Source organism: Pseudomonas sp. PvP001 (assembly GCF_040546375.1).
In the GTDB taxonomy this organism is placed as follows: Bacteria; Pseudomonadota; Gammaproteobacteria; order Pseudomonadales; family Pseudomonadaceae; genus Aquipseudomonas; species Aquipseudomonas coleopterorum.
Window position 1 is genome coordinate 929,875 of the sequence record NZ_JBEPNQ010000001.1, and the last position, 15,619, is coordinate 945,493.

General features: G+C 63.0%; 12 protein-coding genes and 1 pseudogene. 1 reads left to right on the plus strand and 12 read right to left on the minus strand.

What is annotated here, in order from left to right; translation table 11 throughout:
- Positions 1-22 precede the first annotated feature (22 nt).
- The 12 genes from ABMD26_RS04215 to mtnA all read right to left on the minus strand — a co-directional run bounded on the left by ABMD26_RS04215 (position 23) and on the right by mtnA (position 14,156).
- A complete protein-coding gene (locus ABMD26_RS04215) occupies positions 23-373 on the minus strand; it encodes a lipopolysaccharide assembly protein LapA domain-containing protein (protein WP_354308269.1) in 351 nt (116 codons plus the stop codon).
- 21 nt (positions 374-394) lie between these two features.
- Positions 395-688: an integration host factor subunit beta gene (ihfB, locus tag ABMD26_RS04220; protein WP_049861359.1), complete on the minus strand. Its 294-nt coding sequence runs from the start codon at positions 686-688 to the stop codon at positions 395-397.
- Between the two features lie 111 nt (positions 689-799).
- Entirely contained in the window at positions 800-1,099 is a 300-nt protein-coding gene (locus ABMD26_RS04225) for a hypothetical protein (protein ID WP_049861360.1), read from the minus strand.
- A 179-nt stretch (positions 1,100-1,278) separates the two neighbouring features.
- The gene (locus ABMD26_RS04230) at positions 1,279-1,578 is read right to left on the minus strand and encodes a hypothetical protein (RefSeq protein ID WP_090357097.1); all 300 of its coding nucleotides are present in this window, start codon (positions 1,576-1,578) and stop codon (positions 1,279-1,281) included.
- A gap of 151 nt (positions 1,579-1,729) precedes the next feature.
- A complete protein-coding gene (gene rpsA / locus ABMD26_RS04235) occupies positions 1,730-3,418 on the minus strand; it encodes a 30S ribosomal protein S1 (RefSeq protein WP_049861362.1) in 1,689 nt (562 codons plus the stop codon).
- 121 nt (positions 3,419-3,539) lie between these two features.
- Positions 3,540-4,226, minus strand: a complete 687-nt coding sequence (gene cmk, locus ABMD26_RS04240; RefSeq protein WP_134721471.1) for a (d)CMP kinase — start codon at positions 4,224-4,226, stop codon at positions 3,540-3,542.
- Positions 4,223-6,484, minus strand: a complete 2,262-nt coding sequence (locus ABMD26_RS04245) for a bifunctional prephenate dehydrogenase/3-phosphoshikimate 1-carboxyvinyltransferase (RefSeq protein ID WP_502948298.1) — start codon at positions 6,482-6,484, stop codon at positions 4,223-4,225. Before ABMD26_RS04245 ends, cmk begins: the two co-directional genes overlap by 4 nt.
- Positions 6,477-7,586, minus strand: a complete 1,110-nt coding sequence (gene hisC / locus ABMD26_RS04250) for a histidinol-phosphate transaminase (RefSeq protein ID WP_354308282.1) — start codon at positions 7,584-7,586, stop codon at positions 6,477-6,479. Before hisC ends, ABMD26_RS04245 begins: the two co-directional genes overlap by 8 nt.
- A gap of 17 nt (positions 7,587-7,603) precedes the next feature.
- Positions 7,604-8,698 carry a prephenate dehydratase gene (gene pheA / locus ABMD26_RS04255; RefSeq protein WP_043187723.1) on the minus strand — a complete coding sequence of 365 codons (1,095 nt, stop codon included), beginning with the start codon at positions 8,696-8,698 and terminating at the stop codon, positions 7,604-7,606.
- Positions 8,698-9,783 carry a 3-phosphoserine/phosphohydroxythreonine transaminase gene (gene serC / locus ABMD26_RS04260; protein ID WP_354308288.1) on the minus strand — a complete coding sequence of 362 codons (1,086 nt, stop codon included), beginning with the start codon at positions 9,781-9,783 and terminating at the stop codon, positions 8,698-8,700. Before serC ends, pheA begins: the two co-directional genes overlap by 1 nt.
- A 178-nt stretch (positions 9,784-9,961) precedes the next feature.
- On the minus strand, positions 9,962-12,766 hold the full coding sequence (gyrA, locus tag ABMD26_RS04265; protein ID WP_354308292.1) for a DNA gyrase subunit A: 2,805 nt from the start codon (positions 12,764-12,766) through the stop codon (positions 9,962-9,964).
- Between the two features lie 313 nt (positions 12,767-13,079).
- Positions 13,080-14,156: an S-methyl-5-thioribose-1-phosphate isomerase gene (gene mtnA, locus ABMD26_RS04270; protein WP_354308296.1), complete on the minus strand. Its 1,077-nt coding sequence runs from the start codon at positions 14,154-14,156 to the stop codon at positions 13,080-13,082.
- Between the two features lie 107 nt (positions 14,157-14,263).
- On the opposite strand from mtnA, the pseudogene ABMD26_RS04275 reads away from it, so the two are divergent.
- Positions 14,264-15,593, plus strand: a pseudogene (locus ABMD26_RS04275) (TRZ/ATZ family hydrolase).
- Positions 15,594-15,619 lie beyond the last annotated feature (26 nt).

Genomic DNA, 15,619 nt, shown 5'->3' on the forward strand with positions numbered 1-15,619 from the left:
GCGGTTTCCATGGACTGCGTGCTTACTTGACTGCGGGCGGCTGAGTCACAGGCTGCGCAGGCGTGTCGGTAGCAGTTGCAGAATCGAGGGGCGCGGTCGCGAGTGCGGCGCGTTGCTCGGCGCGAGCCTTGGCACGCAACTGCTTGCGCCAGCGCCGCTTGCTGCTGGCGGCAATGTACCAACCGAACAACGGACCCAACAACATGCCGGCCAGCACACCTGCCAGTATGAAGACCGAAACCGGCAACGACGGGCTGGACCACCCAAGAACGCTCAACGCCACGGCCTGCTGGTTCTCGAGCACGAATATCAGCACAGCGGCGGCGACTGCCAGGAAGATCAGCACCAGCAGCAACTTCTTGAGATTACGCAAAGCCTTCTCCTTCAACGTCGATCAAACGAGTTCTTCATCCTCGTTCACCCGGTCGCGCAATTCCTTGCCGGGCTTGAAATGCGGAACGAACTTGCCGTCCAGGCTCACCGACTGACCTGTCTTCGGGTTACGCCCGACACGCGGCGCGCGATAATGCAGGGAAAAGCTGCCGAAACCGCGTATCTCGATCCTGTCGCCCGTGGCAAGGCACTGGGACATTTGTTCAAGCATGGTCTTGATGGCCAGTTCCACATCCTTGGATGAAAGTAGACCTTGATGGGTGACAATACGTTCGATCAATTCCGACTTCGTCATATTTTTCCCTTCTTTATCAAGCAGCTAGATCAGCGCTTAGAAGGTTTTAGCATGGCTTGACAGATTTGAACAGCCCGACTCTTGACTTCTTCGCAATCAGTTGTCGGTGCACTATTTGAACGCACTGCTCTTGCGGCATTTGACGATCATGCTGCGCGTGGAATAACCGGCAGGGTTGAGACCGAAGACGTAGTCATCAGGGTCTTCCTTGGCGTCACTGGACTTGGCCAGGGTGCGGTAGCCCGCAGGCCCGCAGGCGGACTCCGCCTCTTTCTCGCACTGTGCCCAGGACGAAGTGAGCCCGGAACAGTTGATGTGCAACCCGCGGTTGCCACGCTTGCCGTGGGAGGTGGAGGTGGCGGCGCAGGCGGTCACCAGCAGCAATGCTGCGATGAGCAAGGTAAATTTCATGACTCGGGCCTTGTCTACTTCAGGATGGACACGGGTTCAGGAGTAACGGCGAAATCGATCAACAACCACAGGCCATCTACCCTATCCAAGTAGCTGGCCGATTGCTAATTTACTTCAGGCGGGTTTCAGTGCGATGACTCGGAAGATTGTAACTATTCGTACAACACCGCCCTGACCTGTCATCCCTGGCTGTTGCAGCGCACGAACATGGTCCGACTGGCCATGCCGGGATTCCAGCCCAGGAAGCCATCCTCCGGGTCCTCCTTGATATCCGATGTCTTTGCCAAGACCTTGTAGCCTGCCGAGCGGCACGATTGATGGGCCTTGTCATAGCACTTGCCCCATGACGAACCCAAGCCACTGCAGTTGATTTGCAACGCCTGCATGCCCCGATAATCTCGTTTGACCACCGATGTGGTGGAGCACCCGGACGTCAGGCCAACTACTACGAACAGCATCGCGGTTACTACGGTTTTCATCCCTGGAAGTCCTTGGGTATTCACTTATGCCTTTGAGCCTCCCAGGCACTTTTAAGTTCGGCATCCGTTTCTGCTGAACGGTACGAAACACAAATCGCAGGCACAAAAAAGGGCGACCGAGGTCGCCCTTTTTCTACAGGTCAAACAGAACTTAGTTCTGCTTTTCCATCTGTGCACGCAGCAGGTCGCCCAGAGTGGTCGGACCGGCAGCGATATCCGAAGTGGCTGGCTTGTCGCGCAGGCTCTGGATAGCTTCTTTCTCGTCTTCAACGTCTTTCGATTTGATCGACAGTTGGATGACGCGGGACTTGCGGTCGACGCTGATGATCTTGGCTTCGACTTCTTCGCCTTCCTTCAGGACGTTGCGCGCGTCTTCAACGCGGTCACGGCTGATTTCGGAAGCTTTCAAAGTGGCTTCGATGTCGTCGGCCAGGGTGATCACAGCGCCCTTGGCGTCAACTTCCTTAACGGTACCGCGAACGATGGCGCCTTTGTCGTTGACAGCAACGTAGTTGGAGAACGGATCGTCTTCCAGCTGCTTGATGCCCAGGGAGATGCGCTCGCGCTCTGGATCTACCGACAGGATGACGGTGTCAAGCTCGTCGCCCTTCTTGAAACGACGTACGGCTTCTTCGCCCACTTCGTTCCAGGAGATGTCGGACAGGTGAACCAGGCCGTCGATGCCGCCGTCCAGACCAATGAAGATACCGAAATCGGTGATCGACTTGATGGTGCCGGAGATCTTGTCGCCCTTGTTGAACTGGCCAGAGAAGTCTTCCCACGGGTTCGACTTGCACTGCTTGATGCCCAGGGAGATACGACGACGCTCTTCGTCGATGTCCAGAACCATGACTTCCACTTCGTCGCCGACTTGTACGACTTTCGAAGGGTGGATGTTCTTGTTGGTCCAGTCCATTTCGGAAACGTGTACCAGGCCTTCCACGCCTTCTTCCAGCTCTGCGAAGCAGCCGTAGTCGGTCAGGTTGGTCACGCGCGCCATGACGCGAGTGCTTTCTGGGTAACGTGCCTTGATGGCAACCCACGGGTCTTCGCCCAGTTGCTTCAGGCCCAGGGATACGCGGTTACGCTCGCGATCGTACTTCAGAACCTTGACATCGATCTCGTCGCCAACGTTGACGATTTCCGATGGGTGCTTGATACGCTTCCAGGCCATGTCGGTGATGTGCAGCAGGCCATCGACGCCACCCAGATCGACGAATGCGCCGTAATCGGTGAGGTTCTTGACGATACCCTTGACTTGCTGACCTTCCTGCAGGGATTCCAGCAGAGCTTCGCGCTCGGCGGAGTTCTCGGCTTCCAGGACACTGCGACGGGAAACGACAACGTTGTTGCGCTTCTGGTCCAGCTTGATGACCTTGAATTCGAGCTCTTTACCTTCCAGGTGGGTGGTGTCGCGCACAGGGCGGACATCGACCAGGGAACCAGGCAGGAACGCACGGATGCCGTTAACGTCGACAGTGAAGCCGCCTTTAACCTTACCGTTGATAACGCCCTTGACCACTTCCTCGGCGGCGAAAGCTGCTTCCAGAACGATCCAGCACTCGGCGCGCTTGGCTTTTTCGCGGGACAGCTTGGTTTCGCCAAAGCCGTCTTCTACCGCGTCCAGCGCAACGTGGACTTCGTCACCGACCTTGATGGTCAGTTCGCCAGCGTCGTTGTAGAACTGCTCGAGCGGGATGACACCCTCGGACTTCAGGCCGGCGTGGACAGTAACCCAGTCACCGTCGATATCGACGACGATACCGGTGATGATTGCGCCTGGCTGAAGATTGAGAGTTTTTAGGCTTTCTTCAAAGAGTTCTGCAAAGCTTTCGCTCATTTTAATTCCTGTAGATTTGGGCGAAACATACGCCCATCAGCCACGCTCCAGACAACGTGGGTTTCGTTCAAGTAAAAGAAAGCCACCGGGATGTTGACTGGGTTCCCGTATGGCTTCTTCGTCACCCGGCGATATCGCGAAGTGCGATCTCGCTCATGATGCGTTCCAACACCTGCTCGATGGACAACTCCGTGGAATCCAGCTGTATGGCATCGGCCGCCGGCTTGAGCGGGGCCACTGCGCGCTGGGTGTCACGCTCATCGCGTGCACGTATCTCATCTAGCAGACTCGACAGACTAACATCGTTGCCGGCTGTCTTCAACTGCAAGTAACGTCTGCGCGCACGTTCCTCGGCGCTCGCGGTCAGGAACACCTTGAGCGGCGCATCGGGGAACACCACCGTGCCCATGTCGCGACCATCGGCGACCAGGCCAGGCAGTTCCTGAAACGCCCGCTGGCGCTGCAGCAAGGCATCGCGTACCGCTGGCAGGGCAGCGACCTGGGAAGCGCAGGCGCCGATCTGCTCGTTACGAATGTCCCGGGTGACATTGTCGCCTTCCAGGACGATGCGCTGTGGCTGGCCATCGGCGGCGGCAATGAACTGCACGTCCAGGTGCGCAGCCATGACCTTCAGTGAATCTTCGTTGCTCAAATCCACGCCGTGGTTGCGTGCGGCGTAGGCCAACAGCCGATACAAAGCGCCCGAATCGAGCAGCTTCCAGCCCAGACGCTTGGCCAGGATACCGGCGACGGTACCCTTGCCCGAACCGCTGGGCCCGTCGATGGTGATGACTGGCGCCACGTTCACGACTTGCCCTCTTCGGCTACGTTGATACCCACTTGGGCGCACAGACCGAGGAAGTTGGGGAACGACGTGGCGACGTTGGCACAGTCGTGGATGCGGATCGGCGCGCTGGCGCGCAGGGAGGCGACGCTGAAGGCCATGGCGATGCGGTGATCACCGTGGCCGTGAACTTCGCCACCGCCCATGGCTGGCACCCCGTGACCGACGCCGTCGATGATGATGCCGTCCGCCGTCGGCTCGCATCTGACTCCCAGGGCTTGCAAGCCGTCGGCCATGACCTGGATACGGTCGGATTCCTTGACCCGCAGCTCTTCGGCGCCGCGCAACACGGTGCGCCCCTCGGCGCAGGCGGCTGCCACGAACAGCACGGGGAATTCGTCGATCGCCAGCGGCACCAGCGCTTCGGGAATCTCGATGCCCTTGAGCCGGGCAGCCCGCACGCGCAGGTCGGCAACCGGCTCGCCACCGACTTCACGCTGGTTTTCCAGGGTGATGTCGGCGCCCATCAGGCGCAGGATATCGATGACGCCCGTACGCGTGGGGTTTATGCCGACATGCTCCAGGGTCAGGTCCGAACCTTCGGCGATCGAAGCGGCCACCAGGAAGAAGGCGGACGAGGAGATGTCGCCCGGCACTTCGATATGGGTCGCGGTCAACGTGTGCCCGGACTCGACCGATGCCTGGGGGCCGTCGACGTGCACGGGGTAGCCGAAACCACGCAGCATGCGCTCGGTGTGGTCGCGGGTCGGTGCAGGCTCGGTGGTGGTGGTCTTGCCTTCGGCCCACAATCCAGCCAGCAACAGGCAGGATTTGACCTGGGCAGAGGCCATCGGCAGGGTGTAGTCCAGCGCCTTGAGGCGCTGTCCGCCGCGAATGACCATCGGCGGACGACCCTCGGCAGCGGTCTCGATGACCGCGCCCATTTCCCGCAGGGGGTTGGCCACGCGGTTCATGGGGCGCTTGGACAGCGAGGCATCGCCGGTCAGCGTGGTGTCGAAGCTCTGCGCTGCCAGGATGCCGGCGAGCAGGCGCATCGAGGTCCCGGAGTTGCCCAGGTAGATCGGCCCCGGTGGAGCCTGCAACCCGTGCAGACCGACGCCGTGGATGGTCACGCGGCCCTGGTTCGGGCCTTCGATGACCACGCCCATGTCGCGGAAGGCCTGCAAGGTCGCCAGAGCGTCCTCGCCTTCCAGGAAGCCTTCGACTTCGGTAGTGCCTTCGGCCAGCGAGCCGAGCATGATCGAACGGTGCGAGATGGATTTGTCGCCCGGTACGCGGATGCGGCCATTGAGGCTGCCGCCGGGTTTGCCCAGGAAGATCAGGTCGTCATTGGAGTTCATAGCGTCCACATAGGCCCGACGGGCCAGGATTTTACTGAAATGCTCGCGGGCCACCCTGGCGCGTGTGAACACGCCCAGCAGGTGATGCCCATCCCCTGCATCGACCGCGTCGCGCAAGGCGTCGAGATCGCTGCGAAATGTATCGAGTGTGCGCAGCACCGCCTCGCGGTTGGCGAGGAAGATGTCGTGCCACATGACCGGATCGCTGCCGGCGATTCGGGTGAAATCACGGAAACCGCCCGCAGCGTAGCGGAAGATTTCCAGGTTTTCACTGCGCTTGGCCAACGAATCGACCAGACCGAACGCCAGCAGGTGCGGCAGGTGACTGGTGGCGGCAAGCACCTCGTCGTGGCGCTCGACCTGCATGTGCTCCACGTCCGCCCCCAGGGCGCGCCACAGGCCGTCGACCCGGGCCAGCGCCTGAGGCGAGGTTTCGGCCAGCGGGGTGAGGATCACCTTGTGCCGCTTGAACAGCTCGGCATTGGCTGCCTCCACCCCGCTCTGCTCGGAACCAGCGATCGGATGGCCAGGCACGAAGCGTGACAGATCGCCGCCAAAGGCGTCGCGATAGGCCCGAACCACGTTGCCCTTGGCACTGCCGACATCGGTGATCACCGCCCGACCCAGATCGAGTCGAGCCAGCGCCGCCAGCAGTTTCTCCATGCCCAGGATCGGCACCGCCAGCTGGATCACATCGGCACCGACACAGGCGCTGGCGAGCTCAACTTCGCAGCGGTCCACCACACCCAGCTCGACGGCGCGCTGGCAGGAGCGTGGATCGAGATCGACCCCGACCACTTCGTCGGCCAAGCCGCTCTGCTTGATGCCTTTGGCGAAGGAGCCGCCGATCAACCCCAATCCCACTACCACCAGGCGGCCTATTCTGGCAGCGCCCAGTTGCAATTGCGTGAAATCAGACACGAGCCAGCACCTGGCGCAGTGCCTCCAGGAAGCGGCTGTTTTCTTCGGCCAGGCCGATGGTCACGCGCAGGTGATTGGGCATGCCATAACCGGCCACCGGGCGCACGATCACGCCCTCGCGCAGCAGCCCCTGAAACACCGGACCGGCGTCGCGCCCCACGTCCACGGCAATGAAGTTGCCCTTGGACGGAATCCACTGCAGACCCAGCTCGGTGAAACCGGCTTCCAACTGCTGCATGCCGGCGCTGTTGAGTTCGCGGCTGCGCTGCAGATATTCGGTGTCGGTCAGCGCGGCGCACGCGGCGGCCAGCGCCAGGCTGTTCACGTTGAATGGCTGACGCACGCGATTGAGCACGTCGGCGATGGTCGGCGACGACAGACCGTAGCCCACCCGCAGCGCAGCCAGGCCATAGGCCTTGGAGAACGTGCGCGACACTAGCAGGTTGGGATAGCGCGCCAGGTAATCCAGGCCGTCGGGCAGGTCGCCGCCCACGGCGTATTCGATATAGGCCTCGTCGAGCACCACCAGCACGCCGGGCGGAACCGCCGCCAGGAAGTCTTCCAGCGCCTGCGGCCCGAACCAGGTCCCGGTCGGGTTGTTCGGGTTGGCCAGAAACACGATGCGGGTCTTGTCGTCGATCGCTGCCAGCATCGCGGGCAGGTCATGGCCGAACTGCTTGGCCGGGACGACCCGCGCGCCGGCGTTCACGGCCTGCACGACCAGCGGATAGACGGCGAAGGCGTGCTCGCTGAACACGGCGTTCAGGCCGGGCGCCAGGTAGGCGCGGGCAACCAGTTCGAGAATGTCGTTGGAGCCGTTGCCCAGGGTCACTTGGTCGATCTGCACGCGGCACTGCCGAGCCAGCAGGGTCTTGAGGTCGAAACCGTTGCCATCGGGGTAGCGCGTGAGTTCGGCCAGCTCGCGCTCGATCGCGGCACGGGTCTTGGGGCTTGCGCCCAACGGGTTCTCGTTGCTGGCCAGCTTGATGATGCTGGCCGGGTCCATGTTCAGCTCTCGCGCCAGTTCGTCCACCGGTTTGCCGGGAACGTACGGGGACAGCTGCTGAACACCGGTCTGGGCCAGGGCAAGGAAATCGGTCATGCGTGCTAACCCTTCTGTTAGAGAACCGCTTTGGGGTACGAGCCGAGCACCTTGAGTGCCACGGCTTCCTGACTGATCTGTTCCAGCACGCCCTTGATCAACGGGTCGCGATGGTGGCCAATGAAGTCGATGAAGAACACGTAGGTCCACTTGCCGCTGCGCGACGGACGCGTCTCGATGCGTGTCAGGTCGATGCCGTTGTCATGGAACGGCACCAGCAGCTCGTGCAGGGCACCGGGGCGGTTGCTCATGGACACGATGACCGAGGTCTTGTCGTCGCCGGTCGGCGGTACTTCCTGGTTGCCGATGATCAGGAACCGCGTGGCGTTGTCCGGGCGGTCCTCGATCTTTTCGGCCAAGCGCTCCAGGCCATACAGGCCGGCCGCCATGTCGCCGGCGATGGCCGCCGAATTCCATTCGCCCTTGACCCGCTTGGCCGCCTCGGCGTTGCTGGCCACCGCGATCCGTTCCACATTCGGGTAGTGTGCGTCCAGCCATTTGCGGCATTGCGCCAGGGACTGTGCATGGGAGTAGATGCGAGTGATGCTGTCGGTCTTGGTGTTGTCGCCGATCAGCAGATGATGGTGGATGCGCAACTCGACCTCGCCGCAGATCACCATGTCGTGCTCGAGGAAGCTGTCGAGGGTGTGGTTCACCGCGCCTTCGGTGGAATTCTCCACCGGCACCACGCCGAAATTCACCGCGCCGGCGACCACTTCGCGGAACACCTCGTCGATCGCAGCCATCGGCTTGCTGATCACCGCATGGCCGAAATGCTTCATCGCAGCGGCCTGGGTGAAGGTGCCCTCCGGACCCAGGTAGGCCACCTTCAACGGGTTTTCCAAGGCCAGGCAGGAGGACATGACTTCGCGGAACAGACGCGCCATTTCCTCGTTGCTCAGCGGCCCCTTGTTGCGCTCCATCACACGCTTGAGTACCTGCGCCTCGCGCTCGGGCCGGTAGAACACCGGCACCTCGCCTTCTGCCAGCGCCGCCATCTTGACCCGTGCGACTTCTTCGGCACAGCGGGCGCGATCGCTGATCAGCTCGAGGATCTTTTCGTCGAGGCTGTCGATGCGGACCCGCAGGGCCTTGAGTTCATGTTCGGACATCAGCCGTTTTCCTTTTCGAACTCCGCCATGTAGTCGACCAGCGCTTCGATGGCGTCAAGGCCCAGGGCGTTGTAGATGGAGGCGCGCATGCCACCGACCGAACGGTGACCCTTGAGGTTGAGCAGGCCGCGCGCATCGGCGCCGGCCAGGAACGCCTTGTCCAGGCGCTCGTCGGCGAGGCGGAACGGTACGTTCATCCACGACCGGGCGTTGACCGAGATCGGGTTGCTGTAGAACGCGCTGGCGTCGATGAAGCCGTACAGGCGGTCTTTCTTGGCCCGGTTGCGCGCTTCCATGGCGGCAACCCCGCCCTGCTCCTTGAGCCAATCGAACACCAGGCCCGAGAGGTACCAGGAGTAGGTCGCCGGCGTGTTGTACATCGAGCCGTTGTCGGCCGCGATCTTGTAGTCGAGCATGGTCGGACAGGCGCTGCGGGCCTTGCCCAGCAGGTCGTCGCGCACGATGACCACGACCAGGCCGCTGGGACCGATGTTCTTCTGCGCACCGGCGTAGATCAGGCCGAACTGGGAGACGTCGACGGGCCGCGAGAGAATGTCCGAGGACATGTCGACCACCAGCGGGGTGTCGCCGGTCTGCGGAATCCAGTCGAACTGCAGGCCGCCGATGGTTTCGTTCGACGCGTAGTGCACGTAGGCCGCATTGGGCGTCAGTGTCCACTCGTTCTGGCCGGGAATGGCCTGGTAGTCGTAGGGTTTGGCACTGGCCGCGACGTTGATGTGGCCGTAGCGACGGGCTTCCTCGATGGCCTTCTTCGACCAGATACCGGTTTCGACGTAGTCCGCCGTGCCGCCTTCGGGGAGCAGGTTCAGGGGGATCTCGGCGAACTGCTGGCTGGCGCCGCCCTGCAGGAACAGCACCTTGTAGTTGGACGGGACGCCAAGCAGATCGCGCAGGTCCTGTTCGGCCTTTTCGGCGATGGCGGTGTAGTCCTCGCTGCGATGGCTCATCTCCATCACCGAGAGACCCTTGCCACGCCAGTTCAGCATCTCAGCCTGGGCGCGCTGCAGTACGGCTTCGGGAAGCGCAGCGGGGCCTGCGCAGAAGTTAAAGGCTCGATTGCTCACATCCACTCTCGCTCTGCTTGAATTCGGGGCTGACCCGGGTGTGTCTGTCGGAAGATCGGCGGTGCGCCCTTCGCAGGCAGAGCCCCGCTCCCACAGGATCCGTGAATACCTGTGGAAATCATGTGTGGGAGCGGGCTCTGCCCGCGAAGGCCGCACCGCCGATCTACTGCCCTACAGCTTACTCCTCGGGCGTTTCGTCCGCGGCATCGGGCTCGACGTCACCCTGAGCCAATTCGGAATCGTCCGGCTCTAGAGCTTCGACACCTTCAACGCCTTCGACACCTTCTTCCAGCTCGTCTTCCTCGACTTCCGATGGCTCCTGAACCCGCTCCAGGCCCACCAGCTTCTCGTCGGTGATCAGCTTGATCAGGGTCACGCCCTGGGTGTTTCGGCCGAGGCTCGACACTTCACCGACGCGGGTACGCACCAGCGTGCCCTGGTCGGAAATGAGCATGATCTCTTCGCCTTCCTGGGACTGGATCGCGCCGATCAGCTTGCCGTTGCGCTCCTTGGTGACCATGGCGATCACGCCCTGACCGCCGCGACCGCGACGAGGGAACTTGCTCAGCGGCGTACGCTTGCCGAAGCCGCGCTCCGAAGCGGTGAGGATCTGTGCACCGGATTCGGGGATCAGCATGGAGATCAGCTGCTGACCCTTGCCCAGACGCATGCCACGAATACCGCGAGCGCCACGGCCCATCTGACGCACGACGCCTTCGGCGAAGCGGATCACCTTGCCGGCATCGGAGAACAGCATGACTTCCTTGGCGCCGTCGGTGATGGCAGCGGCGATCAGGGTGTCGCCTTCCTTGAGCTTGAGCGCGATCAGGCCGCTGGAGCGCGGACGGGCGAACTGGGCCAATGGGGTCTTCTTGACGGTACCGAATGCGGTCGCCATGAAGATGTAGGCACCGGTCGGCTCGGCCACCAGCTCGGGCGTGTCGCCGTCTTCGCCTTCGGCGGCCTCGGCGACCTCCTCCGGCTCGACGATCTCGCCTTCGAGCACGGTGTCGTCGGCATCGTCCAGCTCTTCGTCGGCACCGGCGGTGGCCTGCAGGGCCTCCAGATCGATCTGCAGCATGGTGGTGATGTACTCGCCATCATCCAGCGGCAGCAGGTTGACCAGCGGACGGCCGCGGGCGGCACGGGAGGCCTCGGGAATTTCGTAGGTCTTGAGCCAGTACACCTTACCCTTGCTGGAGAACAGCAGCAGCGTGGCGTGGCTGTTGGCGACCAGCAGGTGCGAGATGTAGTCCTCGTCCTTGACGCCGGTGGCCGACTTGCCCTTGCCGCCACGGCGCTGGGCCTGGTAGGCGGACAGTGGCTGGGTCTTGGCGTAGCCGCTGTGGGAAATGGTCACCACGCGCTCTTCTTCCGGGATCATGTCACCCAGGGTCAGGTCCAGACGCGAGTCGAGGATCTCGGTACGGCGCACGTCGCCGTATTCGGCGCGGATCAGTTCCAGCTCCTCGCGGATCACTTCCATCAGGCGCTCGGCGCTGTTGAGGATGCGGATCAGCTCGGCGATCTGGTTGAGGATCTCCTGGTACTCGGCCAGCAGCTTCTCGTGCTCCAGACCGGTCAGCCGATGCAGGCGCAGCTCGAGGATGGCCTGGGCCTGTTCCGGCGAGAGGAAATACTTGCCGTCGCGCAGACCGTACTGCGGATCGAGGTTTTCCGGACGCGAGGACTCGGCGCCGGCACGCTCGACCATCGCCACCACGGCGCTGGATTCCCACGGCGTGCTGACCAGCGCTTCCTTGGCTTCGGACGGGGTCGGCGAGGCCTTGATCAGGGCGATGACCGGATCGATGTTGGACAGCGCGACCGCCTGGCCTTCGAGAATGTGCCCACGCTCGCGCGCCTTGCGCAGCTCGAACACGGTGCGACGGGTGACGACTTCGCGACGGTGGCGCACGAAGGCTTCGAGCAGGTCTTTCAGGTTGAGGATGCGCGGACGGTTGTCGATCAGGGCGACGATGTTGATACCGAACACGGCCTGCAGCTGGGTCTGTGCATAGAGGTTGTTGAGGATCACCTCCGGCACTTCACCGCGGCGCAGTTCGATGACGATACGCATGCCGTCCTTGTCGGACTCGTCGCGCAGCTCGGAGATGCCTTCGAGCTTCTTCTCTTTCACCAGCTCGGCGATCTTCTCGATCAGGCGGGCCTTGTTCAGCTGGTACGGCAGCTCGGTGACGACGATCTGCTGGCGACCACCGACCTTGTCGATGTCCTCGACGTGCGAGCGGGCGCGCATGTAGATGCGGCCGCGGCCGGTGCGGTAGGCCTCGATGATGCCCTGGCGACCGTTGATGATGGCGGCGGTCGGGAAGTCGGGGCCGGGGATGAACTGCATCAGCTCATCGATGGTGACGTCCGGGTTGTCGATGACCGCCAGGCAGCCGTCGAGCACTTCGCCCAGGTTGTGCGGCGGAATGTTGGTCGCCATGCCCACGGCGATACCGCTGGAGCCGTTGACCAGCAGGTTGGGGATACGCGTCGGCATGACCGCCGGGATCAGCTCGGTGCCGTCGTAGTTGGGCACCCAGTCGACGGTTTCCTTGTGCAGGTCGGCCAGCAGCTCGTGGGCCAGCTTGGTCATGCGCACTTCGGTGTATCGCATGGCCGCGGCGTTGTCGCCGTCCACGGAACCGAAGTTGCCCTGGCCGTCGACCAGAAGATAGCGCAGGGAGAATGGCTGGGCCATGCGCACGATGGTGTCGTAGACCGCGGTATCACCGTGCGGGTGGTACTTACCGATCACGTCACCGACCACACGGGCCGACTTCTTGTAGGGTTTGTTCCAATCGTTGCCCAGTTCACTCATCGCAAACAGAACGCGGCGATGCACGGGCTTCAAGCCATCACGTGCATCAGGCAGTGCACGACCCACGATCACGCTCATGGCGTAGTCGAGGTAGGACTGTCTCAGCTCGTCTTCGATATTGACCGGGAGGATTTCTTTGGCCAGTTCGCCCATGAGAAGCCTGATTCCTTTTTCTGGTGAAACTCCGTTGCCTCCCTGTGAGAAGAACGAAGCTTGCCACCGCTGGCCGATGCCAACGGCGACTTACGACAAATCAACGAGTTACGCCTTGGACCGACGGCGCTGGGGGAGCACCTCGATGCACCCCCGAAAACCGCCGGATGTTAGCACAATCGCCGTCAGACACCTATCCCCTTAAACCCTGACAGGACCCTTGATCGAGTCGTATCGAGCCTCTGGCATGGCGCTGCGGCGCTTGCAGACCTTTCTTGAGGAAAAAAGTGAGCGTTTTGCCACTGCGGCGAATTCAATGCAGGCGTCGACGGCACATCAATTGCGCCAGCTTCGCCGCATCGGGTCGCTCGACGATGCCTTTTTCGGTGACGATCACGTCGATCAGATCGGCCGGTGTCACGTCGTGGATCGGATTGAATGCATCGACGTCGGCGCCGATGCGTGTTCCGGCCACTTCCAGCAACTCGCGACCATCGCGTTCGAGCAAGGGAATGTCCTCGCCGCTTTCCAGGGCCAGGTCGATCGCCGCGCTGCTGGCCACGACCATGAAACGAACGCCGTGATGCATGGCGCAGACCGCCAACTGATAGGTGCCGATCGGGCCGGCGATATCGCCATTGGCGGCAATCCGCTCGGCGCCAACGATCACCCAAGTGATGCCCTTGCTCTTCATCAGGTGCGCCGCCGCCGCGTCCGCGCTTACGGTCACTGGAATCCCCTCGCTGGACAACTCCCAGGCCGACAGGCGCGAACCCTGCAGACCCGGCCGGGTTTCATCGGCATAGACGCGTTCGAGCATGCCTTCATGGAACGCCCCGCGCACCACTCCGAGGGCCGTGCCGAAGCCGCCGCTGGCCAGCGCGCCGGCACTGGCGTGGGTCAGCACGGTCTGCAGATTGCCCTGGTGCCGGCGGATCACGTCGACGCCCAGCTGGGCCATGGTCAGGTTGGCTTCGCGATCGCTCTGATGAATGGCCAGGGCTTCGGCTTCCAGGGCCGGCACCGGGTCTTCGTCGGTGCGCACTCGGCCCAGACGTTCGCGCATGCGCTCCAGCGCCCAGAACAGATGGGCCGTGGCCGGGCGGATCGCCGCCAGCAGGCGCAGGTCCTGGTCCAGCGCGGCACGCCAGTCGGCTGCGGCGGTGCGATGCAGACGCGCGGCGAGCACCACGGCATAGGCAGCGCAGATGGCGACCGCCGAAGCCCCGGACACCACGCCTGAGCGGATCGCGCCAGCGACGCCGGGCACATCGACGAAAGCACGCCAGACTTCCTGACCCGGAAGCGCACGCTGGTCGATCAGGTGCAACGCGTCACCTCGCCAATCAACGGCTTTGACCCGTTCCGCCGCCAACAATCGATCACGCATGACCCAACTCCGTACTCAGACGCCAAAAGCGCTCGATTATAGCGAGCCCCCGTCCAAGACGCTCGGGTATACTTCGCCACCACCTGCACAAGCCCCCGGAACTTGCCATGCCCGACGTCGATACCGCCCTGGACCTGCTGCTGCTGCCGACCTGGCTGGTGCCGGTCGAGCCCGCCGGTGTCGTGCTTCAGGAGCATGCCTTGGGCATCCGTGATGGGCAGATCGTCTTCATTGGCCCGCGCAGCGCGGCTGCCCGGCTGCAGGCACGGGAAATCCGCGAATTGCCCGGACAGTTGCTCGCGCCGGGGCTGGTCAATGCCCATGGTCACGCCGCCATGACCCTGTTCCGCGGCCTGGCCGACGACCTGCCACTGATGACCTGGCTCGAACGCCACATCTGGCCCGCCGAGGCCCGCTGGGTCAGCGAGGCATTCGTGCGCGACGGCACCGACCTGGCCATCGCCGAGCAGCTGCAAGGGTGGCATCACCTGTTTTTCGGACATGTACTTCTTTCCCGAAGTGGCCGCCGAGCGTGTGCACGCCAGCGGCATGCGCGCCCAGATCAGCGTGCCGGTGCTGAATTTCCCCATCCCCGGCGCGCGGGATGCGGACGAGGCGCTGCACAAAGGCGTCGAGCTGTTCAATGACCTCAAGCACCATCCCCGCGTGAGCATTGCCCTCGGCCCCCATGCGCCCTACACGGTGAGCGACGAGAACCTGGAGAAGGTCCGCGTGCTGGCCGATGAGCTGGACGCCGCCATCCAGATGCACGTCCACGAAACCGCCGGCGAAGTGCACGATGCCCTACAGCAGACCGGCGAGCGTCCGCTGGCCAGACTGGCCCGGCTCGGCTTGCTCGGCCCGCGGTTCCAGGCGGTGCACATGACCCAGGTGGATGACGACGACCTCGCCCTGCTGGTGGAAAGCAACAGCAACGTCGTGCATTGCCCGCTGTCCAACCTCAAGCTGGCCAGTGGCTTCTGCCCCGTGGAAAAACTCTGGCAGGCCGGGGTCAATGTGGCGGTTGGCACCGACGGTGCAGCCAGCAACAACAGCCTCGACCTGCTCGGCGACACACGTACCGCAGCGCTGCTGGCCAAGGCCGTGGCGGGTTCGGCGACTGCGCTGGATGCCCATCGCGCGCTGCGCATGGCCACCCTCAACGGTGCCCGTGCGTTGGGCATGGAAGCGAACATCGGTTCGCTGGAAGTGGGCAAGGCGGCGGACCTGACGTCCTTCGACCTGTCCGGACTGGCCCAGCAACCGGTGTACGACCCGGTGTCGCAACTGATCTATGCCAGCGGCCGCAATTGCGTCCGCCATGTGTGGGTGGCGGGCAAGCACCTGCTTGAAGAAGGCCGTCTGACGCGCCTGGACGAAAACAGGCTGCGCGACATGGCCGGCGCCTGGGGCGAGCGCATTGCCGCAGGGCAATGAAGGCTGAAGCCCCCTGCACTCTCGAA